Origin of the sequence: Flavobacterium sp. (assembly GCF_031409475.1) — a bacterium.
In the GTDB taxonomy this organism is placed as follows: domain Bacteria; phylum Bacteroidota; class Bacteroidia; order Flavobacteriales; family Flavobacteriaceae; genus Flavobacterium.
Genome location: NZ_JANNXH010000016.1, coordinates 32,432 through 57,713 on the forward strand (window position 1 = coordinate 32,432; position 25,282 = coordinate 57,713).

The 25,282-nt window shown below is 33.1% G+C and carries 22 protein-coding genes and 1 tRNA gene; 11 read left to right on the forward strand and 12 right to left on the reverse strand.

The window, feature by feature from the left end; all coding sequences use genetic code 11:
• Window positions 1-597: 597 nt before the first annotated feature.
• Both RMO53_RS03245 and RMO53_RS03250 read left to right on the forward strand, forming a co-directional pair.
• Window positions 598-1,068, forward strand: a complete 471-nt coding sequence (locus RMO53_RS03245; RefSeq protein ID WP_310377999.1) for a DUF6943 family protein — start codon at window positions 598-600, stop codon at window positions 1,066-1,068.
• Window positions 1,069-1,097: 29 nt separating this feature from the next.
• Window positions 1,098-1,277 (forward strand): hypothetical protein, encoded by a 180-nt coding sequence (locus RMO53_RS03250; RefSeq protein ID WP_310378000.1) that lies wholly within the window; start codon window positions 1,098-1,100, stop codon window positions 1,275-1,277.
• 250 nt (window positions 1,278-1,527) lie between these two features.
• On the opposite strand, the gene RMO53_RS03255 is transcribed toward RMO53_RS03250, so the two are convergent.
• From RMO53_RS03255 to rocD, 7 genes are all read right to left on the reverse strand, one after another.
• On the reverse strand, window positions 1,528-1,752 hold the full coding sequence (locus tag RMO53_RS03255) for a hypothetical protein (protein ID WP_310378002.1): 225 nt from the start codon (window positions 1,750-1,752) through the stop codon (window positions 1,528-1,530).
• The gene (locus RMO53_RS03260; RefSeq protein ID WP_310378003.1) at window positions 1,730-2,179 is read right to left on the reverse strand and encodes a DUF5675 family protein; all 450 of its coding nucleotides are present in this window, start codon (window positions 2,177-2,179) and stop codon (window positions 1,730-1,732) included. The genes RMO53_RS03255 and RMO53_RS03260 overlap by 23 nt, the downstream gene beginning before the upstream one ends.
• A 1-nt stretch (window position 2,180) precedes the next feature.
• Entirely contained in the window at window positions 2,181-2,936 is a 756-nt protein-coding gene (locus RMO53_RS03265; RefSeq protein WP_310378005.1) for a hypothetical protein, read from the reverse strand.
• A 1,077-nt stretch (window positions 2,937-4,013) separates the two neighbouring features.
• Window positions 4,014-5,468 carry an MBL fold metallo-hydrolase gene (locus RMO53_RS03270; protein WP_310378007.1) on the reverse strand — a complete coding sequence of 485 codons (1,455 nt, stop codon included), beginning with the start codon at window positions 5,466-5,468 and terminating at the stop codon, window positions 4,014-4,016.
• Between the two features lie 70 nt (window positions 5,469-5,538).
• The gene (locus RMO53_RS03275) at window positions 5,539-6,342 is read right to left on the reverse strand and encodes a sulfite exporter TauE/SafE family protein (RefSeq protein ID WP_310378009.1); all 804 of its coding nucleotides are present in this window, start codon (window positions 6,340-6,342) and stop codon (window positions 5,539-5,541) included.
• 115 nt (window positions 6,343-6,457) lie between these two features.
• Window positions 6,458-7,420, reverse strand: a complete 963-nt coding sequence (locus RMO53_RS03280) for an arginase (protein ID WP_310378010.1) — start codon at window positions 7,418-7,420, stop codon at window positions 6,458-6,460.
• Window positions 7,421-7,428: 8 nt separating this feature from the next.
• Complete coding sequence (gene rocD, locus RMO53_RS03285) at window positions 7,429-8,712, reverse strand: ornithine--oxo-acid transaminase (protein ID WP_310378012.1); 1,284 nt, start codon at window positions 8,710-8,712, stop codon at window positions 7,429-7,431.
• A 146-nt stretch (window positions 8,713-8,858) separates the two neighbouring features.
• Between rocD and RMO53_RS03290 the strand changes: the two genes are divergently transcribed.
• The 3 genes from RMO53_RS03290 to RMO53_RS03300 all read left to right on the forward strand — a co-directional run bounded on the left by RMO53_RS03290 (window position 8,859) and on the right by RMO53_RS03300 (window position 11,321).
• Window positions 8,859-9,311: an Lrp/AsnC ligand binding domain-containing protein gene (locus RMO53_RS03290; protein ID WP_310378014.1), complete on the forward strand. Its 453-nt coding sequence runs from the start codon at window positions 8,859-8,861 to the stop codon at window positions 9,309-9,311.
• A gap of 106 nt (window positions 9,312-9,417) precedes the next feature.
• A complete protein-coding gene (locus RMO53_RS03295; protein WP_310378016.1) occupies window positions 9,418-10,185 on the forward strand; it encodes a dienelactone hydrolase family protein in 768 nt (255 codons plus the stop codon).
• 116 nt (window positions 10,186-10,301) lie between these two features.
• A complete protein-coding gene (locus tag RMO53_RS03300) occupies window positions 10,302-11,321 on the forward strand; it encodes a M28 family metallopeptidase (RefSeq protein ID WP_310378018.1) in 1,020 nt (339 codons plus the stop codon).
• A 106-nt stretch (window positions 11,322-11,427) separates the two neighbouring features.
• On the opposite strand, the gene RMO53_RS03305 is transcribed toward RMO53_RS03300, so the two are convergent.
• The 5 genes from RMO53_RS03305 to RMO53_RS03325 all read right to left on the reverse strand — a co-directional run bounded on the left by RMO53_RS03305 (window position 11,428) and on the right by RMO53_RS03325 (window position 14,318).
• Window positions 11,428-11,757 carry a YegP family protein gene (locus tag RMO53_RS03305; RefSeq protein ID WP_310378020.1) on the reverse strand — a complete coding sequence of 110 codons (330 nt, stop codon included), beginning with the start codon at window positions 11,755-11,757 and terminating at the stop codon, window positions 11,428-11,430.
• 191 nt (window positions 11,758-11,948) lie between these two features.
• A tRNA-His gene (locus tag RMO53_RS03310) sits at window positions 11,949-12,022 on the reverse strand.
• A 63-nt stretch (window positions 12,023-12,085) separates the two neighbouring features.
• Window positions 12,086-12,802, reverse strand: a complete 717-nt coding sequence (gene bshB1, locus RMO53_RS03315; RefSeq protein ID WP_310378022.1) for a bacillithiol biosynthesis deacetylase BshB1 — start codon at window positions 12,800-12,802, stop codon at window positions 12,086-12,088.
• An 11-nt stretch (window positions 12,803-12,813) separates the two neighbouring features.
• Window positions 12,814-13,881: a chorismate-binding protein gene (locus tag RMO53_RS03320; RefSeq protein ID WP_310378024.1), complete on the reverse strand. Its 1,068-nt coding sequence runs from the start codon at window positions 13,879-13,881 to the stop codon at window positions 12,814-12,816.
• Window positions 13,878-14,318: a PaaI family thioesterase gene (locus RMO53_RS03325; RefSeq protein WP_310378026.1), complete on the reverse strand. Its 441-nt coding sequence runs from the start codon at window positions 14,316-14,318 to the stop codon at window positions 13,878-13,880. Before RMO53_RS03325 ends, RMO53_RS03320 begins: the two co-directional genes overlap by 4 nt.
• 140 nt (window positions 14,319-14,458) lie before the next feature.
• On the opposite strand from RMO53_RS03325, the gene RMO53_RS03330 reads away from it, so the two are divergent.
• The 6 genes from RMO53_RS03330 to RMO53_RS03355 all read left to right on the forward strand — a co-directional run.
• Window positions 14,459-15,985 (forward strand): right-handed parallel beta-helix repeat-containing protein, encoded by a 1,527-nt coding sequence (locus tag RMO53_RS03330; protein WP_310378028.1) that lies wholly within the window; start codon window positions 14,459-14,461, stop codon window positions 15,983-15,985.
• A gap of 90 nt (window positions 15,986-16,075) precedes the next feature.
• Window positions 16,076-18,139, forward strand: coding sequence for an endonuclease (locus RMO53_RS03335; protein ID WP_310378031.1), 2,064 nt, complete (start codon window positions 16,076-16,078; stop codon window positions 18,137-18,139).
• Between the two features lie 93 nt (window positions 18,140-18,232).
• Window positions 18,233-21,943, forward strand: a complete 3,711-nt coding sequence (gene purL, locus RMO53_RS03340; RefSeq protein WP_310378032.1) for a phosphoribosylformylglycinamidine synthase — start codon at window positions 18,233-18,235, stop codon at window positions 21,941-21,943.
• 465 nt (window positions 21,944-22,408) lie between these two features.
• A complete protein-coding gene (locus tag RMO53_RS03345) occupies window positions 22,409-23,044 on the forward strand; it encodes a response regulator transcription factor (protein WP_310378033.1) in 636 nt (211 codons plus the stop codon).
• The gene (locus tag RMO53_RS03350) at window positions 23,022-24,797 is read left to right on the forward strand and encodes a 7TM diverse intracellular signaling domain-containing protein (RefSeq protein ID WP_310378034.1); all 1,776 of its coding nucleotides are present in this window, start codon (window positions 23,022-23,024) and stop codon (window positions 24,795-24,797) included. The genes RMO53_RS03345 and RMO53_RS03350 overlap by 23 nt, the downstream gene beginning before the upstream one ends.
• Window positions 24,798-24,880: 83 nt before the next feature.
• The coding region (locus tag RMO53_RS03355; protein WP_310378036.1) for a hypothetical protein at window positions 24,881-25,282 on the forward strand (402 nt) is incomplete at its 3' end.

Sequence of the window (25,282 nt, forward strand, 5' to 3'; positions counted from 1 at the left end):
CGTGTTTTCAGCGGTTGCTCTTTCGCCCAGCCATTGGGGTTGGCTCCGTTAGCACTTTGCCCTAAATCAAGGAACGCTATCGCTGACTTATATTTTTTCCCCACCGTTTCACGCTCGCAGTATTACTCTCCACTTCGCAAGGGCTACGTTCCGTTCCCATCCTGCGGTGGCTGTTCGATTGCCGCAACACCGCCACTTCGCTCCTCACAAAAAAAAATTCCGTAAAAACTCCATTTTTTTTGCTCCGGTGCTTGGGGGTGTTCTTTGAACCAGAACATTTATTTTTCAAAACAACATTTTTTAGATCCCATTTCATTGGAAACTTTTCGTTAGCGAGGAAAACAAAAAATAAATAAAAAGAAAGTAAAGATAAGTTCCAGTTTCAAGAAAAGAAAGTTCAAGCCCTAAGGGTTTTCAAAAAAATCTCCACCCTACAATTCAGTTCGCATCAACATTTTTTTAATTTCAAAATCTCACTTCTGAACAACATTCTCGTAAGGAATCGGGTAGTATTTTTTTGAAAAAACTTGCTTTTCTTAAAACCTCCACTTGCAGTACGACTTTCTTTTTTTTCTTTTTTTTCTTTTAAAAAATTTAATGGCAAAAAAAAAGGAATTGAAAAACCTCAACTTTAAAACAGAAAGTATGCTAAATTTCATCATCAAAACGCACCAAAAAGAGACGATATATGCCAAACCTCATTTGTTTATACTTAACAAAGGAATGAACAGCGGAAAACCGCAAAAAGAGCCATTTACGAACAGTTTTGTAGTCATTTTTCAAAACGAAAAAGATTGCGAAAACATATATTTTGTAGCATACAGTTTATGGAAAACTAAATTTTGGCAACCGCATTTGGTGGGTTCGGTAATTCCGTTTTTACGTCTCAACGATTTTAAAAAAGAATTTTTTATAAAGTCTAAAATTATGATGGAAGAGCACGAAGCGCACACTAAACACATTGCTTCACTAAAACTTTTGGAGCAAAAAGAAAAACAATTTCACGAAAACATAAACCTAATCAACGATATGCGAAGAGTGATTTTACATCGCTACTGTAATAGATAATTCATTTATTAATCCTTAAAATCAATCTTATGAGCGTATTTTTATTATTTCAAACTGACAATTGGAAATCAAGAGCATCAAGAGTTTTCTTTGGTGCTTTTGATAGTAGAACAAAAGAATTAGATTATGCAAAATACAACGATTTGTATTGGTATAATTCAGAAGTAGTGGTGGTTGAGGTTATTCTCAATCAATTTCAAGAAATTTGAAATTAAAAAAGCCCAATCCTTGCGGTTTGGGCTTCAATTTCATCTAATCCAAATCCCGATAGCTATCGGGACACAACTAGAATTAGACTATTTTTTGTGCTTCTTTATTAAGAATTTGAGCAGTAAAGATATTAAAAAACTGACGATTGCTCCAAGTGAAGCAAGAATAATGGTTTTCAACACATCTTCCGAATGTAAAGTCGGTAAAACACTCAAAAATGTACCGCCAGCGGTACCAACTAAAGTTGTGTTATTTTGTTGTAACGGCATCTTCTTTTGTATTTGTCAATTGACTAACAGCCGAAATAGCGCCACCTGCAACGGCTACATAACCGCCAATTGTTGTTACAATTACAGGTAAAGCAACTGGCGCATCCAAAATTGTTCCGCCTACGGTAGCCAAAACCAATCCGATATTTCGAAGCACTTTAAAAAACTTCGGAGTGGGGGATTTAACTCTTTTTATGATATTCATAATTTAACTTTTTTGTCATTCCCATTTGGGAATCTGATTTGATAATTAATTCAACACTTTCGTTTTTGTCTAAAATTGGATAAACTAAATTTTTCAATTTAGTAAATGCTTTTCTAGACATCAGACCCAAACCTGGTCCAGAAAATTTAGTTACTGGAGCAATACAACCGTTCAATTCTTGCAATGCATTATTAGCTGGGTGAAACAGAATTAAACTTCTGTTTTTTACATTAATTATTTCCAAATGCCATTGAAATTTTTTGCTGTATCGCTTTTTAATAAAATATTTCCCTTCGGGAATGCAGGAAACTTTCGTTTTGTTGTTTTTCCAAGGTAATTCAATTGTCAAACAAATGATTTTGCCTTCGCATTCGAGTTTTCCGTTAGCTCCGTCAGGGAAATAAGTTCTTGATAGTTCTAAAACCATCTTACACGCCACTAACTTTTGCCAACGCTAACGGATTGTAAGCACCATTTTTAAGGGCATACATTTGACCATTTACCAATTGGTAAAACTCCACTCCAAGAGCTAAAAACAAAGGTTTTGTACTTGCTGGAGTTACGGTATTGGTTTGGGTAATAACGGCTGTTGCCAGAGAATCCCAAGGTAAAATTGTAGTTTCTGAATTTTCAACCACAAAGGTTTCCGCTTCAAAATCTACCTCAGCACCAGCAGAAATGATTTTAAAATGTGTCGTTCCACTTGGTGCAGCAATCATATTGGCAGGAATAAAAGAAGCCAATGTAACTTCAATTACACCAGTTACTCGGTCGATAGTTGCCACAAAAGGAGCAAATAAACTCGTTCCCAATTTACCACGAATATTGAATTCAAATCCAGCCAATAATTCAGCTTCGCCATCAATGATGTTTCGCAAACCTCTTTCGCTTACCAAATCGGCTTGTAAAACCTTAACCATCGACTGAGTTAAACGGCTAACCATTCTACCGTCGGCAGAATTCAAAAGCAACGCTCTCAAAGCCGTTCTTAAAATCTTTCCTGCTTTCCCAGCTCTACCAAATTCCGAACCATTTTCTCGTGTTCTTTGAAACGCTGGATCACTCGCAATTCTGCTTGCATCGATTCCACCTTTTTCACGAGCTAAATGTCCGTCTTGGGTTTTGTAAAAAGTAATATCGCCGATAGTACCTTTTAATTTAATTATGCCTTTCTGTCTTGCCATAATTTCTAAAATTTAGATTAATAATTGCTCTAAATCATCTTTCTGTTGCAACATCTTCCGATTGATTTCGAAGCAAATTTTAGCCAATTAAAGGAAATAAAAAAGGCGTGATGTTCCAATATGACACTTTACGACGTAAATGGCAGTAATGACCGCAAATGGCAATATACGAGCCACTCAAATAGTCTTAAATTACAGATTATTACACAAAGGATTTTTTTTCTAATTTTACAACATATATAAATTTGGATTAGAGGGTTTTAAAGAAAGTCAAAGCCTAGTCAAAGGCATAGATAATGTATGAAAACAGAAATTAAGAGATTATGCATCTACCCAAAGGACATACAGCGTATTACTGGAAAGAGTTATCGACAAAGCATTAGATTGTTGCAAAAGATAAGAATTGAGCATAATAAGCTTGAAAACGAGTTTGTATCTATCGAGGAGTTTTGTGTTTACACCAGTTTAAAATATGAGCAAGTAGAACCTTTGATAATTGGTTAGAAATAGTAACATAAGATTACTAAAAATTGAACTTTAGAAATATGCTAACCAGACTATTAACTAGTTCATTTTTTGATAATGTTTTCTTTATAAATGCATCGTTAGTTCCTAAAATATAACTATATTTGCACTATAAGTTAATCGAAGTTTTGCAATGCAAGAAGCAGGTGCATAATAGAGACCCTAGTTTACAAATAGAATTTAAAAATCTATATATCAACGGTTTAGAAACGGAAAACAAATCCCTCTTTCTCCGCAAAATTAAAACCCTAACTACTTTTAATCAGTAAGTTAGGGTTTTTTATTAGCCAAATATCCCCACATAATCCACACAATCATTATATTTTGAACATAAAAAAACCACCATTTTATAAGTGATTTTTGAAAAAACAAATTTAACTAGTCCTGAATAATCGAAACATGTTATTTAGTACTAACTCCATAAAATATAAATTGAAAAGTAAACACATTAAACTAATACTTTTCGAGCCTAACGAGTGAAAAAATATTGAAATATAAAAAAAATGAAATAATAATTTACAAAATTTAAGGAACTAAAAAATTTATTTTATATTATTTCAGCGTTGATGGACAAACATAATCAGTAGTTTTAATCCTTGTAGTTTTTATGGCTGTAAATCCCCCTAAAACATTGATAACATTATGATAACCTCTAGATTTTAAAATCGATGCAGCAATCATAGAACGATATCCACCAGCACAATGTATATAAAACGGTTCCTCCTTTGGAAATTCAGCAATATAATCGTTTATAAAATCTAATGGTGTTGTCAATGCATTTTCGATATGCTCTGACAAAAATTCTCGAGGTTTTCTAACATCAAAAATAGACACTTTTGCTTTATGATTAGCTTTGCTCTGTTCGGCTTTGCCTCGAGTCTGAACATTTTGGAGAATTTCATCTAATTTCTCTGCTGATGAGGAATTTACAGTATCATATTCTAAACCCAATCTTTTCCAAGTTTCAAAACCACCTTTCAAATATCCCAATGTATTGTCATAGCCAACTCTGGCTAAACGCAATATAGTTTCTTCTTCTTTTCCCACGGGTGTGATCAATAGTATTGGCTGTTTTATATCTAAAATTAAAGCGCCAACCCATGGAGCAAATCCTCCGTCAATACCAATAAAAATTGATTTAGGAATATGCCCTTTTTCAAAATCGTCTTGATGGCGTACATCTAATATTAATGCTTCGGTTTCATTGGCGACTAATTCAAAAGTTTTTGCATCAAAAGCTACTGCTTCATTTATAATGTCTTCAACATTATCGTACCCTTCCTTATTGAGTTTTACATTCATTGGAAAATAAGCTGGCGGAGGTAATAATCCATACGTTACTTCTTTTATAAATTCCTTTCGAGACATATCCGAACGAAGTGCATAATTCACTTGCTTTTGATTTCCAATAGAACCTATCGTTTCTTTGCTTAAATTTTTTCCACAAGCACTGCCTGCGCCATGTGCTGGATAAACAATTACGTCGTCAGCAAGTGTCATTATTTTTGTTCTCAAGCTATCAAAAAGAATCCCAGCTAAATCTTCTTGTGTCATATTCTCAGCTTTTTGAGCTAAATCAGGACGACCCACATCACCTAAAAATAAAGTGTCTCCACTAAAGAGTGCATAATCTTTTCCGGTAACGTCTTTCAGCAAATAGCAAGCACTTTCTATAGTATGTCCAGGAGTATGCAATAATGTTATGGTAATTTCTCCTAGTTTAAAAACCTCGCCATCGGTTGCAATATGTGCTTTAAAATTTGTATTTGCAGTGGGTCCAAAAACTATTGGCGCACCTGTTTTTTTAGCCAAAGTTACATGTCCAGAAACAAAATCAGCATGAAAATGAGTTTCGAAAATGTATTTTATTTTAGAGTTATTTTTATTCGCCTTGTCAATATAAGGCTGCACTTCCCGCAACGGGTCTACAATTGCAACTTCTCCATTACTCTCAATATAATATGCTCCTTGCGCTAAACATCCGGTATAAATTTGTTCTATTTTCATTATCAAATTCTATTTATTTGGGCAAATTTAATTTTTAAAAAGCTAGAGTTTCTAATTAAAATTTTAAAAATCATGTCAAAAATAATTCTCTAATCATTATATAAATTCCCATGACTAAAACAAACCATCCAAATGCCGTTTTCAATTTTTCATTTTCGACTTTATTTGAAATCAAGCTACCCATAAAAATTCCAACTATTGAACATGTAGTAAAGATACTTAACATATTCCAATCAATAATTTGATTTCCTTGAATATCACCAGAAAAACCTATTAAGGATTGAATTGCTACAATGAAAAGAGAGGTGCCAACTGCTGTTTTCATTGGTGTTTTAGCTAAAAACAAGAGTGTAGGAATAATTAAAAATCCGCCTCCAGCACCCACAAATCCTGATATAAAACCTATAGCTATTCCATAAATAACTACATAAAAATAATTAAGCTTTTCATTTGCATCTATTGTTATTTTTTTAGAAGGTTTTATCATTTGAACCGAAGCGAGTATCATAACAATTGCAAAAACGATCATTATCAACTCCGATTTATTTAAAATAAAATTAGGCCGCGAAAAAATAAGATCTGGTATTCTAGGAACAATGATTTTGCGCGTGATAAATACCGAGATTACAGTAGGAATTCCAAACAACACAACTTTAGAGTAATCAACTAATTTAAGTTTTGCTTTGTGAATTCCGCCCACTAATGAAGTTGTTCCAATAATAAATAAAGAATAAGCTGTGGCTAAAGTCGGCTCAATGCCCATTATATAAACTAAAATAGGAACCGAAAGTATAGAACCTCCGCTACCTAACATTCCTAATGTCATGCCCACAAAAACTGCTAAAACACATCCAGTTATTTGTACAATATCCATTAAATTATTTATTTTATAGGTTAGCTAAAACTTTTTAAGGCAGTATTTTTATGTATGCAGGAATGACAAAATGAACTGTAAATTTTTATTTTAAGTCCAAAAACGGGTACGTAATTTATTCAATGGGCACAACAATTCTTGAAGTGATTGCGTCTAAAACTTGGAATGCCGTTTCTGCCATTTTATTTCCTTTGTTATCTAAAAGTGGGTTTACCTCAACAAATTCGATACAGACTACTTTTTTACTTTCGATAATTTGATTGATAATTGCAATGATTTCATATTGGTCAAAACCTCTTGGAACTGGAGTACCTGTTCCATAAGAAATTAAATCACAGTCCATAGAATCTACATCGAATGAAATGTAAATTATCTCACAATGTGCAAGTTTAATTAATGCTTCCTCAACACAAGTTTGCAAACTTCTATAACGTATTTCATCAACTTTATAATTTCTAATTTGCAGTTTTTGGATTTGAGCATTTTCAGGTTCTTCGGTATCACGTACACCAAAATATATAATATTTTCGGCCAATATTTTTGCGCCTGGACAGCCAATGTTTTTCATTTTTTCCCACTGACCAATAGTTTCAGTAGCGATTTCATTAATTTGAAACTCTAAATTATCATTTGAAATGGCAGCGGATAATGGCATACCGTGAATATTTCCTGATGGTGAAGTGTAAGGAGAATGCAAATCAGCATGTGCATCGATCCAAATTACGCCTAGTGTTTGCTCCTCATAAACTGCTTTTATTCCGCTAATTGTGCCTAAGGCAGAAGAGTGATCTCCGGACAAAACTATAGGAAAAAAATTTGCTTCTAGGTTTTTTTTTACAGCATAACAAACTCTGGTGCAATGTTCTACAACATGCTCTATTCGTTTTGCAAAAGTGCTTTGGTTTTTATCATAAACGGATTCGTTGTGTGTTTTTACATCTTCAAACTCGTATTGATTAAAAAAGGAGTTGTTTTGATTAATTGCTGCAATTTCTATGGCATCAATTCCTAAATCAGAACCTCGAGTTCCTGCTCCAATATCCGATCTGTTTTTGACTATTTTAATTGCTCGTTCCATAACTTGTATTAAATAAATTCATTCAATGATTGTTCAATAATAGCAAGACATTCCATGATTTGAGCCTCAGTTATCACTAATGGCGGAGCGAGTCTAATTTTATTTCCGTGAGTAGGTTTTGCTAACAAGCCATTATCTCTAAATTTTAAACAAATATCCCATGCCAAAACTGAATCTTCGGCACAATTTATGACAATAGCATTCAACAATCCTTTGCCTCGAACTAGAGTTATTAAAGAATTTCTGGTGGCAATTTCATTCAATCCCTTTCTGAAAATAATTCCTAAATGCGCTGCGTTTTGAGCTAAATTTTCGTCACGAACTACTTCAAGAGCTGCAACTGCTACTGCTGCTGCTATTGGATTTCCTCCAAAAGTCGAACCATGTTGACCCGGTTTTATTAAGTTTAATATGTTATCGTTTGCTAATACTGCAGAAACAGGATAAACACCGCCAGAAATTGCTTTACCTAAAATTAAAATATCAGGTTTTACTTCCGGTTTATTTTCGCAACCTTTCGTACAAGAGCAATTGCCGCAAGTAGCTAACAATTTTCCGGTTCTAGCAATTCCGGTTTGAACTTCATCGGCAATAAACAAAACATTATGAGCTTCGCACAATGCTTTTGCTTTTGCTAAATATCCATCGGTTGGTACATAAACTCCGGCTTCACCTTGAATTGGTTCTACAAGGAAACCAGCAATGTTATTGGAAGATTTTAAAACATTTTCTAAAGCTTCAATATCATCATAAGGAATTTTTATAAAACCAGCAGTAAATGGTCCAAAACTTTTACGTGCACCTTCATCATTTGAAAACGAAATAATAGTAGTGGTTCTACCATGAAAATTATTTTCACAAACGATAATTTGAGCTTGATTTTCCGAAATTCCTTTTACTTCATAAGCCCATTTTCGACATAATTTCAAAGCCGTTTCAACAGCTTCGGCTCCAGTATTCATTGGTAAAACTTTATCAAAATCAAAATATTTTGTCAAAAACTCTTCGTAATTCCCCAATTGATTATTATAAAATGCCCGAGAAGTCAGTGTTAATGTTTGCGCTTGTTTTATCATTGCATTCACAATTTTTGGGTGACAATGCCCTTGATTCACGGCTGAATAAGCTGATAAAAAATCATAATATTTTTTACCGTCTACATCCCAAACATGCACACCTGCGCCTCTTTCTAAAACTACTGGTAATGGATGGTAATTATGAGCTCCATATTTATTCTCTTTTGCAATTAATTCTTCTGCTTTTGCAGAAAGGGTTTGTTGTGTAAGTTCCATAGTAGAATGTAATAAATTATTGAAATGCAAAAATAAGAAAAATTTTTATTTTACAATATAATATAACATTTTTGACTTACATTTGCTTAAATTAAGTCATATTTTATAAATTACTAAATAATTAAGTCAATTTAATTTTAAATATTATGGAAATACTAGACAAGTTTGATGTTCATATTATCAAAGAATTAGAAAAGGACGGTCGAATGGCGTATTCCACTATCGCAGCCAATTTAAAAATATCAAATACCATGGTGCATCAACGTGTCAATAGATTAATTGCACAAGGAATTTTATTGGGAATAAAACCCGTTTTAAATGAAAAAAAAATAGGTTACGATTGGGGTTCGTTTACTGGAATAACTTTAAATAAAGATCAAGACTCGAATAGAATTATCGAAGAGTTAAAGAAAATTCCTGAAATCACAGAATGTTACTACATATCTGGCTTGTACACGCTTTATATCAAAATTATTGCCCGAAATCATGAACATATGCGAAAAGTTCTTTATGAAAAAATTGACAACATTCCAGGCATTTCAAAAACCGATTCGATTATGGAATTAGGTTGTGCCTTTAAAAGGAATGTTACGCTATAATTTTGAAGAAAAATATTTTAAACAACAATTAAAAAAAACTTAAAAAAACCCATTTTAATTAAAACCCTTATTTTATTTCGGATATTTGTGAATAAAATTAATCGTTATGAAAAATACTATCTATTTACTTCTTGGAATTGTGTTTTGTACCAATGGACTTTTTGCACAATTAAAAACAATAAAATACAGTGATGGAGATCAAATCCTAATGGGTTTGCAAATTCAACCCAAAAAGAAAAATCAACAGAAACCAGGAATTCTAATTCTTCCCGCTTGGAGAGGAATTGACCAACTTTCGAAAGATTCTGCTCAAAAGTTAGCTGATTTGGGTTATTATGCATTTGTTGCTGATATTTATGGGGAAGGAAACTATCCTAAAGATAATAATGAAGCAGGGCAAAAAGCTGGTTTTTATAAAAAAAATTACGACCAATATCAAAAAAGAATTTCATTAGCTCTCAAACAGTTAATACTATCTGGTGCAAACCCAGAAAATATTGTAGTTATGGGCTACTGTTTTGGTGGAACTGGAGCACTTGAAGCAGCTCGAGCAAATATGAATGTAAAAGGTGTAGTATCGTTTCATGGTGGATTAGGTAAAGACGAAACGCGATTAGTTGAACCACTTACAACAAAGGTTTTAGTGTGTCATGGCGCAGATGATCCGTATGTGCCAACAACCGAAGTTACTGCCTTTCAACAAGAAATGAGAGACACAAAAGCAGATTGGCAAATGATTTACTATGCAAATTCTGTTCACTCGTTTACAAATCCCGAAGCAGGAAATGACAATTCAAAAGGTGCAGCCTACAATGAAATTGCAGCTAATCGTTCTTGGAAACATTTATTAATTTTTATAAAAGAAGTTTTATAATAAATATGAATTTTATTTATAAATAATGCTTGTTGTTGTTTTTTATAAATAAGTGTTTATTTCGATAATATTCATTTCCTTTTTTCTCTATACTTTAATTAATATTCATTAACAACATGAAAATAATAGTTCCATTCTGCTTATTATTTATTCTAAATATAAGCTGTACTCCACAAAAAGACGCTTTTTCGATTCCAAATCCCACAAAATACATCAATTCTATAACTGCAAATGAGCTAAAAATACATTTATATATTGTAGCATCAGATGAAATGGAAGGTCGAGAAACAGGCTCACTTGGTCAGAAAAAATCAGGAGAATATCTTATAAACCAATACAAGACTAACGGCATTTCTTTCCCAAAAGGAGCAATTGATTTTTACCAAAAAATTCCAGCGTCGTATTTAAACGCAAATCGAAATGATAACTTACTTGACTCCGAAAACATTTTGGCTTACATTGAAGGTTCAGAAAAACCAAATGAGGTAATTGTGATTTCGGCACATTATGACCACATTGGCTTAAAAAATGGTGAAGTTTATAATGGCGCAGATGATGATGGTTCTGGAACTGTGGCTTTAATCGAAATAGCTCAAGCATTTGCACAGGCGAAAAAAGATGGCATAGGTCCAAAACGCTCTATATTATTTCTACATGTAACAGGAGAAGAGCATGGTTTACTCGGTTCTAAATATTATGTAGAAAACCCTTTGTTTCCTTTATCAAATACAATAACAAATTTAAATATTGACATGATAGGTCGTCATGATGCGTTTCATAATGATTCCAGCAATTATGTATATGTTATAGGATCCAATTACCTTTCAACTGATTTATATAATATTTGCGAAGCTGCAAATAAAAACCATGTAAACTTATTTTTAGATTATAAATTCAATGATATCAACGACCCGAATCGTTTTTATTATCGATCCGATCATTACAATTTTGCCAAAAACAAAATTCCCTCAGTATTCCTTTTTAATGGTGTTCATGCTGATTATCACAAAGCTACAGATGAAGTAGATAAAATAGAATTTGATGCTTTGGCCAAAAGAACTCAACTTGCATTTGCCATTACTTGGGATTTAGCCAATAGAGAAAATCGCCCTGTTGTTGATAAAGTTGGCAAATAAAATGTTAATTAACAACGACGAAGTTCGAGCAAAAGTTTAAAAAATTAACTCTTAAATAAAAAAACCTCGAATAAATTTCGAGGTTTTTGCTTTGAAACTTATATTGTTACAAATCTTCTTTTAGATCAGCATCGGGTGCATTTTTTGTTACCGATTCTATACCATTATCACGCGCTGCAACAGATTCGTACATTTCGCTATTACCAATAATTTGACCGTTTGTTGCTTTAAGGTTAAAATAATACTTACCATTTTTAGCTTCCAATTTATCAAATCTCGACGCTTCTTGTGAATTTTTTCTAACGGATTCTATCCCGTTTTCACAAGCCGATTTTGAAGAATAACCTTCGCTAGCGAGTATTACCTGCCCATTTCCTGCTTTTAATACAAACTGAAATTCGTCGTTTTTTCTTTTACTAATTAAAAATGTTCCCATAATTTTAGATGTTATTTATTGATAAATATTTTTTAAGATTTAGTTATGAGATCAACTCATAAACTTATACCAAAATACTACTTTTTTAGAAATTTTAAATAAATAAATACATTATTTTTTTATGATTATTATAAAATCAAAAGTAGTTTAACAAAAAAAGCCTCGAATTTCTTCGAAGCTTTTGCGTTCTGGGTGGCTGACCGGGTTCGAACCGGCGACCCTCGGCACCACAAACCAATACTCTAACCAGCTGAGCTACAACCACCATTTTTAACGAGTGCAAATATAATACTAAAGTTTGCTTTTGCAAAGAAAAAATTCAAAAAAATTATATCAAGTCGCTTAAACTATTGACTCCCAAATATCTTTCGACAGTAAATCCCTCGGCATAATCGGTGCCAATTAATCTTCCAAAATTCTGTACACGATAATTCAAGCTTTCAAGAAAATTTTTAGTAGCAATAGGCGTTTCAGGTTCCTTTGAATTTGCATTGTAAAACTGGGAACTATACGCTAAAATAGCGGCTTTTCTTTTATCATTAAACCCTGTAATGTCAACTACAAAATCAGGAGTGATGTCTTTCCATTGTATGTAATGATAAACAATTTTTGGACGCCAAGCTCGTTGTTTTACTTGATTAATTTCGGTTTCAATTTTAACCAAACCTGATAAAAAACAAGCGTCAGAAACTAGTTTGCTGCCTTTGCCGTGATCAATATGGCGATCTTCAATTGCGTTGCATAAAACAATTTCGGGTTTATATTTCCGGATCATTTTAATTATTTCTAGTTGATGTGGCTCATCATTTACAAAAAAACCATCACGCATATCTAAATTTTCACGAATCGAAACTCCTAAAATTTTTGCAGCAGCATCAGCTTCTTGATTACGGATTGCAACAGAACCGCGTGTTCCGAGTTCGCCACGAGTCAAATCAATGATTCCTACTTTTTTGCCCAAAGCAATTTCTTTGGCAATTGTTCCGCCACAACCTAATTCCACGTCGTCTGGATGCGCACCAAAAGCTATTATATCTAATTTCATATTCTACTTTTTTAATACTCTAAAACTCGTTTCATTGTAAACGATTTATTAACGCTTTCCTCCCACTCTTTTTCAGGAATACTGTCCTTTGTAATCCCACAACCCATAAATAAATGGGCTTGAGTTTTTGCTAATTTAGAATCAATCTCAATTTCCATACAGCGCAAATTTACAAACAATTCGGTTTTGTTTTCTATATTTAATTCCCCCAGAAAACCAGTGTAAAATGTTCTTTCGTAATTCTCGTTTTCTAAAATAAAATCTTTTGCTTTATCCATTGGCAAACCACAAACTGCGGGAGTTGGATGCAATAATTCGATAATTTTTTTTAAGCCAAAACTTGAATTCAAAACTCCAGAAATATTGGTTTTAATATGCCAAATATTTCCTGCTTTTATATTGTAAGGTTTTGAAATCCTAACTTTTGTAGCGACTTTATCTAATAATGTTACAATATAATCTGTAACATACAACTGTTCCGCTATTTCTTTATTGTGCCAAATAATTTTGTTTGTATTTGTGTGTTTTTGTGTTCCAGCCAATGAAACAGTTTCAAAAACAGAATCTTCAGCTTTTAATAATAATTCCGGAGTTGCACCCAGCCAAGTTCCCAATTTTGGATGAAAAAAACAATAAACAAAACTACTTGAATACAACTGTAGTAATTTTTTAAAAACATCAATTAAATCGAAACGATTCAAATTAACGGTTTCTTTTCGTGATAAAACTACTTTGTTGAATTCGTTATTTTCGATACTTTTAATTCCCTTTGCAACCAAATCTGTGAATTTTATTTTTTCAAAATCAGAGTTTGATTTAAGTTCGTTATCTACAAAATTTTCATGCGCATTTTCCCAGATAGCACTAACAATTTCTGACTGATTTGCTGGAATTATATATTTTTGATTTCCATTGAATGTTGCAAAAGCAAATCCTTTCTCGGAGAAATTTTCGAGTTCAAATAAAGCATCATTTTTTTGAAAAAATCCAATACAATTCTGACTTTCAGGTTTTTTATAAACTACAAAAGGAAGGTTTTTTTCCAATTGCAATGCAGCTTTATCTAAAATAATTTTCATTCTTGAACTTCGATTTTTCTTTTGGGCATCACCATGGTAGTTAATTTACATAATGAAATTAAACTGTCGTTTTCATCCGTTACACGAATTTCCCATAAGTGAATACTACGTCCTTTATGAATAATTCTAGCTGTTGCGGTTACAATTCCATCGCGTTTTGCTTTGAGATGATTGGCTGAAATTTCTATACCTCTAACTTCGCTGTTGGTATGATTTACAAGCATTAAAGAGGCAGCACTACCTACACTTTCGGCTAGAGCAACCGTAGCGCCACCATGTAACAATCCCATGGGTTGATGAACAGAAGAATTCACAGGCATTGTAGCGGTTAAATAATCAGGTCCGGCATCAGTGTATTCGATATTTAGGGTTTGCATTAAAGTGTTTTTGGAAATTTGATTGCAATATTGAAGTATTTTTTCTTTATCGAATGTCATGTATTTTGCTTTAAAAATGTATATTTAAGTCAAAGATAATACACTAAATTAAAAATACAGTTGTTATTATATGTTCAAATTTTAATTTCATTTAATTATCAAAATATTTTTTTCCTATTTTTACAAAAAATCTGTTCAAAATGCGTCAATTTTCTTTATTATTATTTTTCGGAATTCTGATTTCAATTTCTTCTTGTAGAACTGATTTTGACACAGTTCCTAGTACTGGAGATTTAGTATTTTCTAAAGACACTATTTATTTAGACACCGTTTTTACAAACATAGGATCTAGTACTTATAGATTAAAAGTGTACAATAAAAGTAAAAATGACATCAACATTCCTAGTATTAAATTAGCAAAAGGCTTGAATTCAAAATATAGAATGACTGTTGATGGTACAATAGGCAGTAACGGAAAATTATTTACTAATGTTACGCTTTTAGCCAAAGACAGTTTATATATTTTTATTGAAACAACTGCAAGTAGCACTGATGCAAATCCAACTGACTTTTTATACACTGACAAAATTGAATTTGATAGTGGCGCAAATTTGCAAACAGTCGAATTAGTAACTTTAATCCAAGATGCGGTTTTTCTTTTTCCAAAACGCTTTGGTGATGGAACTACCGAAACGCTTCCTATTGGAGATGATACAATTTATGGCTTTTATTTAGACGAAAATGATCCCGTAAACGGAAATGAACTGATATTTACCAATCAAAAACCCTATGTCATTTATGGTTATGCAGCTGTTCCTTCTGGAAAAACAGTGACATTTAATCCCGGAGCAAGAGTACATTTTCATGCAGATTCTGGTTTAATTGTTTCACAAAACGCGTCAATAAATGTCAATGGAACTGTCTCAACAACTGATAAACTTGAAAATGAAGTAATTTTTGAAGGAGATCGATTAGAGCCTGATTATGCAAATGTTCCAGGACAATGGGGAACAATCTGGCTCACTGACGGAAGCACTAACAATAGTTTTAATAATGCAACCATAAAAAATTCGACAATTGGATTATTGATTCAAAATAATAATGGAACAACAGTTCAAATAAAAAACACACAAATTTACAATTCTGCCAACTATGGAATTCTGGGACAAACAGCCAGAATTAATGGTGAAAACATTGTCATTAATGATGCTGGGCAAGCTGGTCTCGCATGTACTTATGGGGGAAATTACATTTTTACTCATTGTACTTTTAACAACAACTGGTCAAGTTCACAGCAATTAGCAGTACTTGTAAATAATTTTTATACTGGCGCAACTCCTGAGTTGAAAAATTTGACAGCTGCGACTTTTAATAATTGTATAATTTATGGATCGTATTCTAACGAAATGATTTTAAACAAAAAAACTGGTGCTACTTTCAATTACCAATTCAACAATTGCCTAATTAAATTTGATAATGTTTCGAACCAATACACCACGAATCCTGAATATCAATTTACAACAGATCCCATACATTACAACGCAATTATTCTAAATAAAGATCCAAAATTTTTTAAAGTTTCTCAAAACAAACTCAATATTGATCCTACTTCCGAGGCTTTCGCCAAAGGAAATGCAACCTATCTTATCCCATTAGATATTTTGGGCAAAACCCGAACATTGCCACCAGATTTAGGCGCTTATCAAAATAAGCCGTTTCCACAATAAATGTTAATAACTATTTACTGAATTTTTATAGTTCCCTTATTTTTATATAAATTTACATCCCTAAAAAATTAGACTTAGGAATTAATAAATATGAAAATAAAACTACTATTTTTCGCACTGCTGTTTTCGCTTTGCGTCTCTGCACAAATACCAACTGGGTATTACAACACCGCAACGGGAACCGGATACACTTTAAAAACACAGTTGTACAACATCATCAAAGGTCATACTGATACTGGCTATGCAGGTTTATATACTACCTATCAAACCTCTGACAGAGACTATTATTACGAAAATGATGGAACCGTTTTAGATATGTATTCTGAAAAACCCAATGGTGTTGACCCCTATAATTACTCTTCTGGTAGTACTGATCGATGTGGTAATTATGCAGTTGAAGGCGATTGTTACAACAGGGAACATATTATCCCACAATCCGTATTCAATTCAAGTTCACCAATGGTATCTGATGCTCATTCTGTTACACCTACAGACGGAAAAGTTAACGGTATTCGTAGTAATTTTCCACACGGGAATGTAGCAATTGCTTCAACTACAACCCTAAATGGTTCCAAATTAGGTACAAGTGGAGTTACAGGTTATACTGGAACTGTCTTTGAACCCATTGATGAATTTAAAGGAGACATTGCGAGGATGTATCTTTACTTCGCTACTCGATATGAAAATAATATTGCTGGATATCCTTTTGCTATGTTTAATGGTTCGAGCGATCAAGTGTTCACAACTCCTTTTTTGAATATGCTCTTGACTTGGCATGCACAAGATCCTGTAAATACTAGGGAAATTGATAGAAACAATGCTGTTTATGCTCGTCAAAATAATAGAAATCCTTACATTGATCATCCTGAATATGCTCAATTAATATGGAATTCAACTCCAGACACGCAAGCTCCAACTGCACCAACAAATCTTACAGTTTCTGGAACTTCATCAACTACAGTTTCTTTGAGCTGGGTTGCTTCTACTGACAATATAGGTGTAACAAGTTATTCAATCTATGTAAATAATGTTTTGACAACATCTGTTAATGGCTTGACAGCTACAATATCTGGATTAACTTCATCTACAACATATTCCTTTTATGTAATTGCCAAAGATGCAGCAGTAAATTCATCACCGGCTAGTAATACAGTCAATGGTACAACTTTGATTTTAGTACCTGATACAGAAGTTCCAACTCCTGCCACAAGTTTAGCAGTTACAGGAACCAGTTCAAGTACGGTTTCTTTAAATTGGATTGCTGGTACAGATAATATGGGAGTTACTGGCTATGCTATTTACATAGATAATGTTTTAAAAACAACAGTATCAGGATTGAGTGCAATAATTAATGGACTAATGCCTTCAACTTCATATGCTTTTTACATCATTACAAAAGATGCTGCAGGAAACACTTCAATTTCTAGTAATACGGTAAATGGAACAACAACAGCCCCAATTATTGGTGGTAGTTCATGTGCAACAGAAAGTTTTGAGAGAATTCCTGCAAATAATTCCTCCTATGCATCTAGAACTTGGACTGGTGATAGTGGGCTAGATTGGACTGCAACTGATGCTCGTACAGACCAAACTATTGCTACTAGAGCAATTTGTATTAGAGATGGTTTGCTTTCTGCTTCAACATCAGCAGATGGGATTGGAAATTTAACGGTTACAACACAACAAGTTTTTACCGGAAATAGCGGAACCTTTAATCTTAGAGTTAACGGAAACATTGTAGGAACAATTCCCTATAGTTCTACCGCGACAACTACAACAATAAATGGAATTAATATTACAGGAGATGTAATAATTAGTATAACTGACAATAGTAATCTTAGTGCAGTCCCAGCTAGTCGAGTTATATTTGACAACCTCTCTTGGACTTGTTATTCAAATTTAGGAACAGCTGCTTTACTCAAGGAAGATTTTACTATTTATCCAAATCCGTCTAAAGGAAATTTTAATATTAATTTTGATAATTCAAACCGAGATTATACCATTGAGATATTCTCTTTATTAGGTCAAAAGGTTTTCGAAAAAGAAAATACACAAAGTCCTTCTATTTCAGTTTCAAACCTTCAAAAAGGAATCTATTTAATCAAAATTACAAAAGATTCAAAATCAATAACTAAGAAAATAGAAATTAACTAAATTCAAAAGTGTCTCGATAAATCGAGACACTTTTTTTTTAAATCTTAATTGATTAAATTTGCAAAAGCATACAACACTAACTACATTACTATAATGATTCATTTTTTTGAAAACCAAAGCAAAACGGTATTTGCAGTACATACACAAAACACATTGAGCGATCCCGAAACATCGGGAGAAATGTCGGCTCAAGACATTTCAAAACTAAACTGGCTTTTTGCCGACTCCAATAAAATAGAAAAATCCGCTTTGACGGGTTTTTTTATTGGTCCTCGTGCCACCATGATTTCGCCTTGGAGTACCAATGCAGTTGAAATTACTCAAAATATGGGAATTTCTCGAATTATACGCATTGAAGAGTTTCATAAAGTTTCGACAGATTTTACAGATTTCGATCCAATGCTTTCGCAAAAATATACTCAGTTAAATCAAGATATTTTCACTATTCACATTCAGCCCGAACCTATTTTAGACATTGAAGATATTGCCGGGTATAATAAAAGTGAAGGATTATCTTTAAGTGCCGAAGAAGTAAAATACTTGGATAATTTGTCTTCTAAATTAAATCGTAAATTAACCGACTCGGAGATATTTGCTTTCTCTCAAGCCAATTCAGAGCACTGTCGTCATAAAATTTTCAACGGAACTTTTGTTATTGACGGTGTTGAAAAGGAAACTTCTCTTTTTAAATTAATCAAAAAAACTTCTGCTGAAAATCCTAACGATATCGTTTCGGCTTACAAAGACAATGTAGCATTTGTAAAAGGACCACGCGTACAACAATTCGCCCCAAAAACTGCTGATAAACCTGATTTTTACGAAATAAAAGAATTTGATTCGGTTATTTCCTTAAAGGCAGAAACACATAATTTCCCAACAACCGTAGAGCCTTTCAATGGAGCAGCAACAGGTTCTGGAGGAGAAATTAGAGATCGTTTAGCAGGTGGACAAGGTTCATTGCCAATGGCTGGAACTGCTGTTTATATGACATCCTATTCGCGTTTGCAAGAAAATAAATTGGGTTTTGAAGAACGAAAATGGTTGTATCAAACTCCAATGGACATCTTGATAAAAGCTTCGAATGGAGCATCTGATTTTGGAAATAAATTTGGACAGCCGTTGATTACGGGTTCCGTTTTGACTTTTGAGTTCGATGAATCAAAAGATGCTGAAACAAGTTCAACAAGAAAACTAGGTTACGATAAAGTAATCATGCAAGCGGGTGGAATTGGTTACGGAAAACTGGATCAAGCCATAAAAAAGAAACCACAAGAAGGCGATAAAATAGTAATTCTGGGTGGAGAAAATTATAGAATCGGAATGGGTGGTGCAGCAGTTTCGTCAGCTGATACTGGAGCAATGAGTTCTGGAATAGAGTTAAACGCTGTGCAACGTTCGAACCCTGAAATGCAAAAACGCGCTGCAAACGCCATTCGTGGTTTAGTAGAAAGTGACCATAATCCTATCGTTTCGATTCACGATCACGGAGCTGGAGGACATTTGAATTGTTTATCTGAATTGGTCGAAGAAACGGGTGGATTAATTGATTTGGACAAATTGCCTGTGGGCGATCCAACACTTTCAGCAAAAGAAATCATTGGTAACGAATCTCAGGAAAGAATGGGATTAGTTATTGGTAAAAAAGACATTGATTTACTTCAAAAAATTGCTGATCGTGAGCGTTCGCCAATGTATCAAGTGGGTGATGTTACAGCGGATCACCGTTTTACATTCGAGTCTAAAACTACAGGTTTAAAACCAATGGATTATGCTCTAGAAGATTTCTTTGGAAGTGCTCCAAAAACGGTAATGACGGACAAAACCATCAATTACAATTATTCGGCGTTAGATTATAATGTAAAAAATATTTCAACTTATTTAGAACAAGTTTTACAATTAGAAGCTGTAGCTTGTAAAGACTGGTTGACCAACAAAGTCGATCGTTGCGTAGGCGGAAAAGTAGCCAAACAACAATGTGCTGGACCATTGCAATTGCCATTGAACAATTGTGGTGTAGTGGCTTTGGATTATCAAGGAATAGAAGGTATTGCAACCTCAATTGGACACTCGCCTATTGCCTCATTAATTGATCCCGTTGCAGGAACAAGAACTGCTATTGCAGAATCATTATCAAATATTGTTTGGGCTCCAATAAAAGGCGGATTACAAGGAATTTCACTTTCAGCAAACTGGATGTGGGCTTGTAAAAACGAAGGTGAAGATGCTCGTTTGTACGCAGCTGTTGAAGCTTGTTCCGACTTTGCCATCGAATTAGGAATAAACATCCCGACAGGAAAAGATTCGCTTTCTATGAAACAAAAATATCCAAACGATGAAGTAATTGCACCAGGAACGGTCATTATTTCAGCGGGAGGAAATTGTACCGATATTCGAAAGGTAGTAGAGCCTGTTTTGCAACAATCCCTTGGCCTCGGGAGTGGTTCTATTTATTATATCAATTTATCGCAAGACGACTTCAAATTAGGCGGTTCTTCATTGGCACAAACCTTGAATGCTATTGGCAATGAAACACCAACTATTAAAGACGCTTCTTTCTTCAAAAATGCTTTCAACACGATACAAGAATTGATTTTAGATAATCAAATCTTGGCAGGTCACGATATTGGAAGCGGAGGTTTGATTACCACTTTATTGGAAATGTGTTTTGCTGATGTTGATTTGGGAGCCAAAATTGATTTATCTGTTTTTGAAGAAAAAGATTTAGTTAAAATTTTATTTTCTGAAAATATTGGAATCGTTTTTCAAGCTAAAAATGATGCTAGCATTGAATCTAAATTAAAAGAAAACAATATAGAATTCTTCAAAATTGGTTCTGTTACTTCAACTGAAACTTTAGACTTTGGACATTTGACTTTAGACCTAAAAAAACAAAGAGACATTTGGTTTAAAACCTCTTTCCTACTCGATCAAAAACAAACTAAAAATGGAATGGCGCAAGCGCGTTTTGATAATTATGCAACTCAAGCCTTAAACTATACTTTCCCTAGCCATTTTACAGGGAAGATTGCTTCGTCGCAAACTCCTCGCAATGACAGACCAAAAGCAGCAATTATCCGTGAAAAAGGGAGTAACTCCGAGCGTGAAATGGCAAACGCGATGTACTTAGCAGGATTTGATGTAAAAGATGTTCATATGACCGATTTGATTTCGGGACGTGAAACATTGGAAGATATTCAGTTCATAGGAGCTGTTGGTGGATTCTCTAATTCCGATGTTTTGGGTTCAGCCAAAGGTTGGGCTGGAGCTTTCAAATACAACGAAAAAGCCAATACAGCCTTGAAAAACTTCTTCAAACGAGAAGACACTTTATCAGTTGGAATTTGTAACGGTTGTCAATTGTTTATGGAATTAGAATTGGTCAATCCAGAACACGAAGTACACGGAAAAATGTTGCACAATGATAGTCATAAACACGAAAGTATTTTTACATCGGTAACGATTCAAGAAAACAAATCAGTGATGTTAACTACTTTAGCAGGAAGTACTCTTGGGGTTTGGGTTTCGCATGGTGAAGGAAAATTCCATTTGCCAAAGGGCGAAGAAAACTACAACATCGTAGCAAAATACGGTTATGACAGTTATCCAGCTAATCCTAATGGTTCTGACTACAACACAGCTATGATGTGCGACAAAACCGGAAGACATTTGGTTATGATGCCACACATTGAGCGTTCGACTTTTCAATGGAACTGGGCACATTATCCAAATGATAGAAACGATGAAGTTTCGCCTTGGCATGAAGCTTTTGTGAATGCAAGATTGTGGATTGAGAAACAGAACTAACATTTTATATGTGATCAAACCAAAAAAATAAGTTCTATTCAAAAAAAAATCTTAAAAATACCCATTTGTGGGTATTTGTTTTAAAGATAAAAATGGGGAATATTATAAAATAATTAATGCCTAATCTTTAAAATCAGAAAGTATGAAAAAAATTTGCTCCCATTACTATTATTCTCAATAGTACCATTTTTTGAGACATTAATCGAAATTACTAATATTTGATTAATCGAAACCGATGAATATATCCATTTAAACTTTTGTATGCTCTAAAAACAAGTATGAAAATCCATGTACCGTTTCTGGTCTTGGTTTAATTAAAAAGGTGGATTAAAATTACAAGGTGCAGATAAATGCAATTGTATTTAGTTTTTTTTTATAAATAAAAGACTTACAAACTATTGACACAATTTTTTAATTATATTTACGTATAATATAAAAACTTCTTTAGAAACCCAAGTCTAAATCATGCAGAAAAAAATCATTATTTGTGACGATCACATCCTTTTTTCTATTGGTATATCCGAAATCCTGAAAAAATTTGGAAATAACTATCAAGTCGAGACATTTAATGATTCCGTATCCTGCAAAACGTATGTGCAAAACAATCAAATTGATGTTTTTATCTGTGATTTAAATATATACAACACGGATGGATTTGTGTTGATTAATGAATTGCGAGACCAATTAGTAACTTCAAAAACAATTATACTTACTGCCTATTTTGAGGATTTTTTGATACAAAAAGCAGAGCGAATGGGGATTCATGCCTTTCTAAGAAAAGAAACTACTGCCGAAGAATTGATACAAGTAATTGAGCTGGAAATTAATGCTCCTTTTTATACCAATAAAAATCAAAGAAAGGCAAGCAATCCATACACACCTATAGATGAATCTGTTGCTAATAAATTTAGACTGTCAAAACAAGAAAAAGAAATCATTAAATTAATTATTGATGGTGAAACCAGCAAAGATATTGCACGAATTTTGTTTATCAGCAAAACTACGGTTGACACACATAGAAAGAATATTAATAGAAAACTTGAAATCTCTAATAGTAGTTCGCTTATAAAATTTGCCCATGAAAATAATTTATTTTCTTAGCTTTTTATTCCTTACAAATCATTCGTTTAGCAAAAATGAAAGTGACTTACTTGTTGATGCTAAATATGCCATTGACAAAAATTCCTCTTGGCAAAATAACACTGCTAAACAACAACCATTCCTACCTTTTAACACTGAACAAAACCTCAATATTGGGTATAATAAAAACGCTACTGTCTGGTGTTTGTTCAAAATCAAGAATCTAGATACAATACATGTAAAGCGAACTTGGTTGTGTTTTGACAACAATCACATCGATAGCTTGCTGATTTTTGATGGAAATAAACAACGAATATTAGGCGATAGAACTCGTTTTGCAAGTCTATTTATAGACTCTCAATCTTTTGAAATCGTTCTAAATCCTAATGAAAAAAAGACTTTTTTGGTCAAGATTAAAAAAGAAATTTCTTTTCTAGAGTTTACCTATAAATTTAAGGATGAAAAAGAATTAACCCAACAATCAAGAATAAAAATCGCACTGATTTCTTTTTTCTTAGGTTTCCTATTTTTGTTGCTTTTGTTCAATACGATTCTACTTTATATTACCAAGAAAAAATTATACGCCTACTATATTTTGTACTCCGTTTTGAGTGCCATTTATATTATGATTTCTTCTAATTATGCAAAACATTTTTTGTTTACAGAATTTCTGTATTTCAGCGAGTTACGCATTTATACTGCCAGTTTTTGGTTTATCAGTCTAAGTATATTTCTTACCCATTTTCTAGATCTAAAAAAGTTACAACCATTGAAATACAAGGCTATTTATGTACTTAATAGCACTAATTTTTCTATCATACTACTTACTATAATTTTGCTATTATTAAAACAATTAAATCCATTAAAACTCTTTTTGATTTTTGGCTACATCAACTTTCTAATAGTTATTATAGTAATCATTTGGGCAACCATTATTCACCTTAAATTTGATAGAAAATCGGCGATTTATGTGTTGATTTCATTTTTCCCACAATTAGTTTGGGGTACAGCTATTATTCTAAAATCATTCCAGATCATTCCAAAAAACCTTCATGAAGACTGGTTAGTCATCATTAGTTTATACGAAGTTTTCCTTTTTGGTTACCTACTAACGAGAAATTACTTGGAAACATTTCAGAAAAATAAGGTGTTAATTGAAGAAATTACGGTCGAAAAAGAAAAATCAATTCAAGCCATTACACAAGTTCAAATTAGAGAACGAAGAAATATTGCTAATATAATTCATGATAATTTTGGAAGTAGAATCGCTTATATCATGCAACTTTTAGAATTAAAAAAAATCACGACAGCTCAAGAAAGTATTCAAGAACTAGCCAGCGATATTCGAGAAGTCTCGCATCAAATTTTGCCAAAATCGTTAGACGATGGCGCATTAATTTCTAGTTTACAAAGCCAAATCACTACCTTAAATACTGGATTAAAGCACACAAAAATCGAGATTTTTACTTATGATTTTCCCGAAAAAATTATGGAGCCGTGGGTTTATGATGTGTATTTAATTTCTTTAGAAATTATCAATAATGCCTTAAAACACGGAAAATCAAATTATATCTGTATAGAGCTATTTGGCTACAATAATGAGTATCTTTTGCAATATACTGATGATGGTATTGGTTATGATACAAAACTGATTCCGAAAGGTTTTGGACTTGAAAACATCGAAAAAAGAGTGCTTCATTACAAAGGAACTTTTGAAATAAATAGCAATAAAAACCAAGGAACTGTTGTGCAAATTAGCATTCCAAAAAAATAAAAAATAGCAAGAAAATACCCATTTATGGGTATCGTTTTATACTGTTCATTCATCTTAATTTGTTTTAGCAAATAAATATAAATATGCATCAACTAAAAAATACAACTACTTGTAAATCTTATATCCTACAATTGCTTGGCATTAGTTTATTGTACTGTAATGTTGCCAAAGCACAGACCGAATTTTTTAATTCGAAAATTAATTTTTCCGACAAGCAATTAAATAATTTTCATTCCTCGTTTAGTATTGATAGTTCGCAGATTTATTTCAACTCAAATGATTATTATCTTCATGCCTACGATAAAAAAACGGGTGTTTTAAACTGGTCGCATTATCTTGCCAATAAGTCGAATAATGCACCAATAATCTATCAAACAAGTTTATTTGCAAGCAAGCATCTCAGCGAGTATAATGACAAATGCGTGCAGCTTAATTCCAAAACAGGAGACACCATTCAAACCCTAATCATTGAATCCATAAACACC

Excerpts from the sequence above, each read along its gene's own strand:
- RMO53_RS03245 (WP_310377999.1), top strand. The coding sequence starts at position 598 with ATGGCAAAAAAAAAGGAATTGAAAAACCTCAACTTTAAAACAGAAAGT.
- RMO53_RS03250 (WP_310378000.1), top strand. The coding sequence starts at position 1,098 with ATGAGCGTATTTTTATTATTTCAAACTGACAATTGGAAATCAAGAGCA.
- RMO53_RS03255 (WP_310378002.1), bottom strand. The coding sequence starts at position 1,752 with ATGAATATCATAAAAAGAGTTAAATCCCCCACTCCGAAGTTTTTTAAA.
- RMO53_RS03260 (WP_310378003.1), bottom strand. The coding sequence starts at position 2,179 with ATGGTTTTAGAACTATCAAGAACTTATTTCCCTGACGGAGCTAACGGA.
- RMO53_RS03265 (WP_310378005.1), bottom strand. The coding sequence starts at position 2,936 with ATGGCAAGACAGAAAGGCATAATTAAATTAAAAGGTACTATCGGCGAT.
- RMO53_RS03270 (WP_310378007.1), bottom strand. The coding sequence starts at position 5,468 with ATGAAAATAGAACAAATTTATACCGGATGTTTAGCGCAAGGAGCATAT.
- RMO53_RS03275 (WP_310378009.1), bottom strand. The coding sequence starts at position 6,342 with ATGGATATTGTACAAATAACTGGATGTGTTTTAGCAGTTTTTGTGGGC.
- RMO53_RS03280 (WP_310378010.1), bottom strand. The coding sequence starts at position 7,420 with ATGGAACGAGCAATTAAAATAGTCAAAAACAGATCGGATATTGGAGCA.
- rocD (WP_310378012.1), bottom strand. The coding sequence starts at position 8,712 with ATGGAACTTACACAACAAACCCTTTCTGCAAAAGCAGAAGAATTAATT.
- RMO53_RS03290 (WP_310378014.1), top strand. The coding sequence starts at position 8,859 with ATGGAAATACTAGACAAGTTTGATGTTCATATTATCAAAGAATTAGAA.
- RMO53_RS03295 (WP_310378016.1), top strand. The coding sequence starts at position 9,418 with ATGAAAAATACTATCTATTTACTTCTTGGAATTGTGTTTTGTACCAAT.
- RMO53_RS03300 (WP_310378018.1), top strand. The coding sequence starts at position 10,302 with ATGAAAATAATAGTTCCATTCTGCTTATTATTTATTCTAAATATAAGC.
- RMO53_RS03305 (WP_310378020.1), bottom strand. The coding sequence starts at position 11,757 with ATGGGAACATTTTTAATTAGTAAAAGAAAAAACGACGAATTTCAGTTT.
- bshB1 (WP_310378022.1), bottom strand. The coding sequence starts at position 12,802 with ATGAAATTAGATATAATAGCTTTTGGTGCGCATCCAGACGACGTGGAA.
- RMO53_RS03320 (WP_310378024.1), bottom strand. The coding sequence starts at position 13,881 with ATGAAAATTATTTTAGATAAAGCTGCATTGCAATTGGAAAAAAACCTT.
- RMO53_RS03325 (WP_310378026.1), bottom strand. The coding sequence starts at position 14,318 with ATGACATTCGATAAAGAAAAAATACTTCAATATTGCAATCAAATTTCC.
- RMO53_RS03330 (WP_310378028.1), top strand. The coding sequence starts at position 14,459 with ATGCGTCAATTTTCTTTATTATTATTTTTCGGAATTCTGATTTCAATT.
- RMO53_RS03335 (WP_310378031.1), top strand. The coding sequence starts at position 16,076 with ATGAAAATAAAACTACTATTTTTCGCACTGCTGTTTTCGCTTTGCGTC.
- purL (WP_310378032.1), top strand. The coding sequence starts at position 18,233 with ATGATTCATTTTTTTGAAAACCAAAGCAAAACGGTATTTGCAGTACAT.
- RMO53_RS03345 (WP_310378033.1), top strand. The coding sequence starts at position 22,409 with ATGCAGAAAAAAATCATTATTTGTGACGATCACATCCTTTTTTCTATT.
- RMO53_RS03350 (WP_310378034.1), top strand. The coding sequence starts at position 23,022 with ATGAAAATAATTTATTTTCTTAGCTTTTTATTCCTTACAAATCATTCG.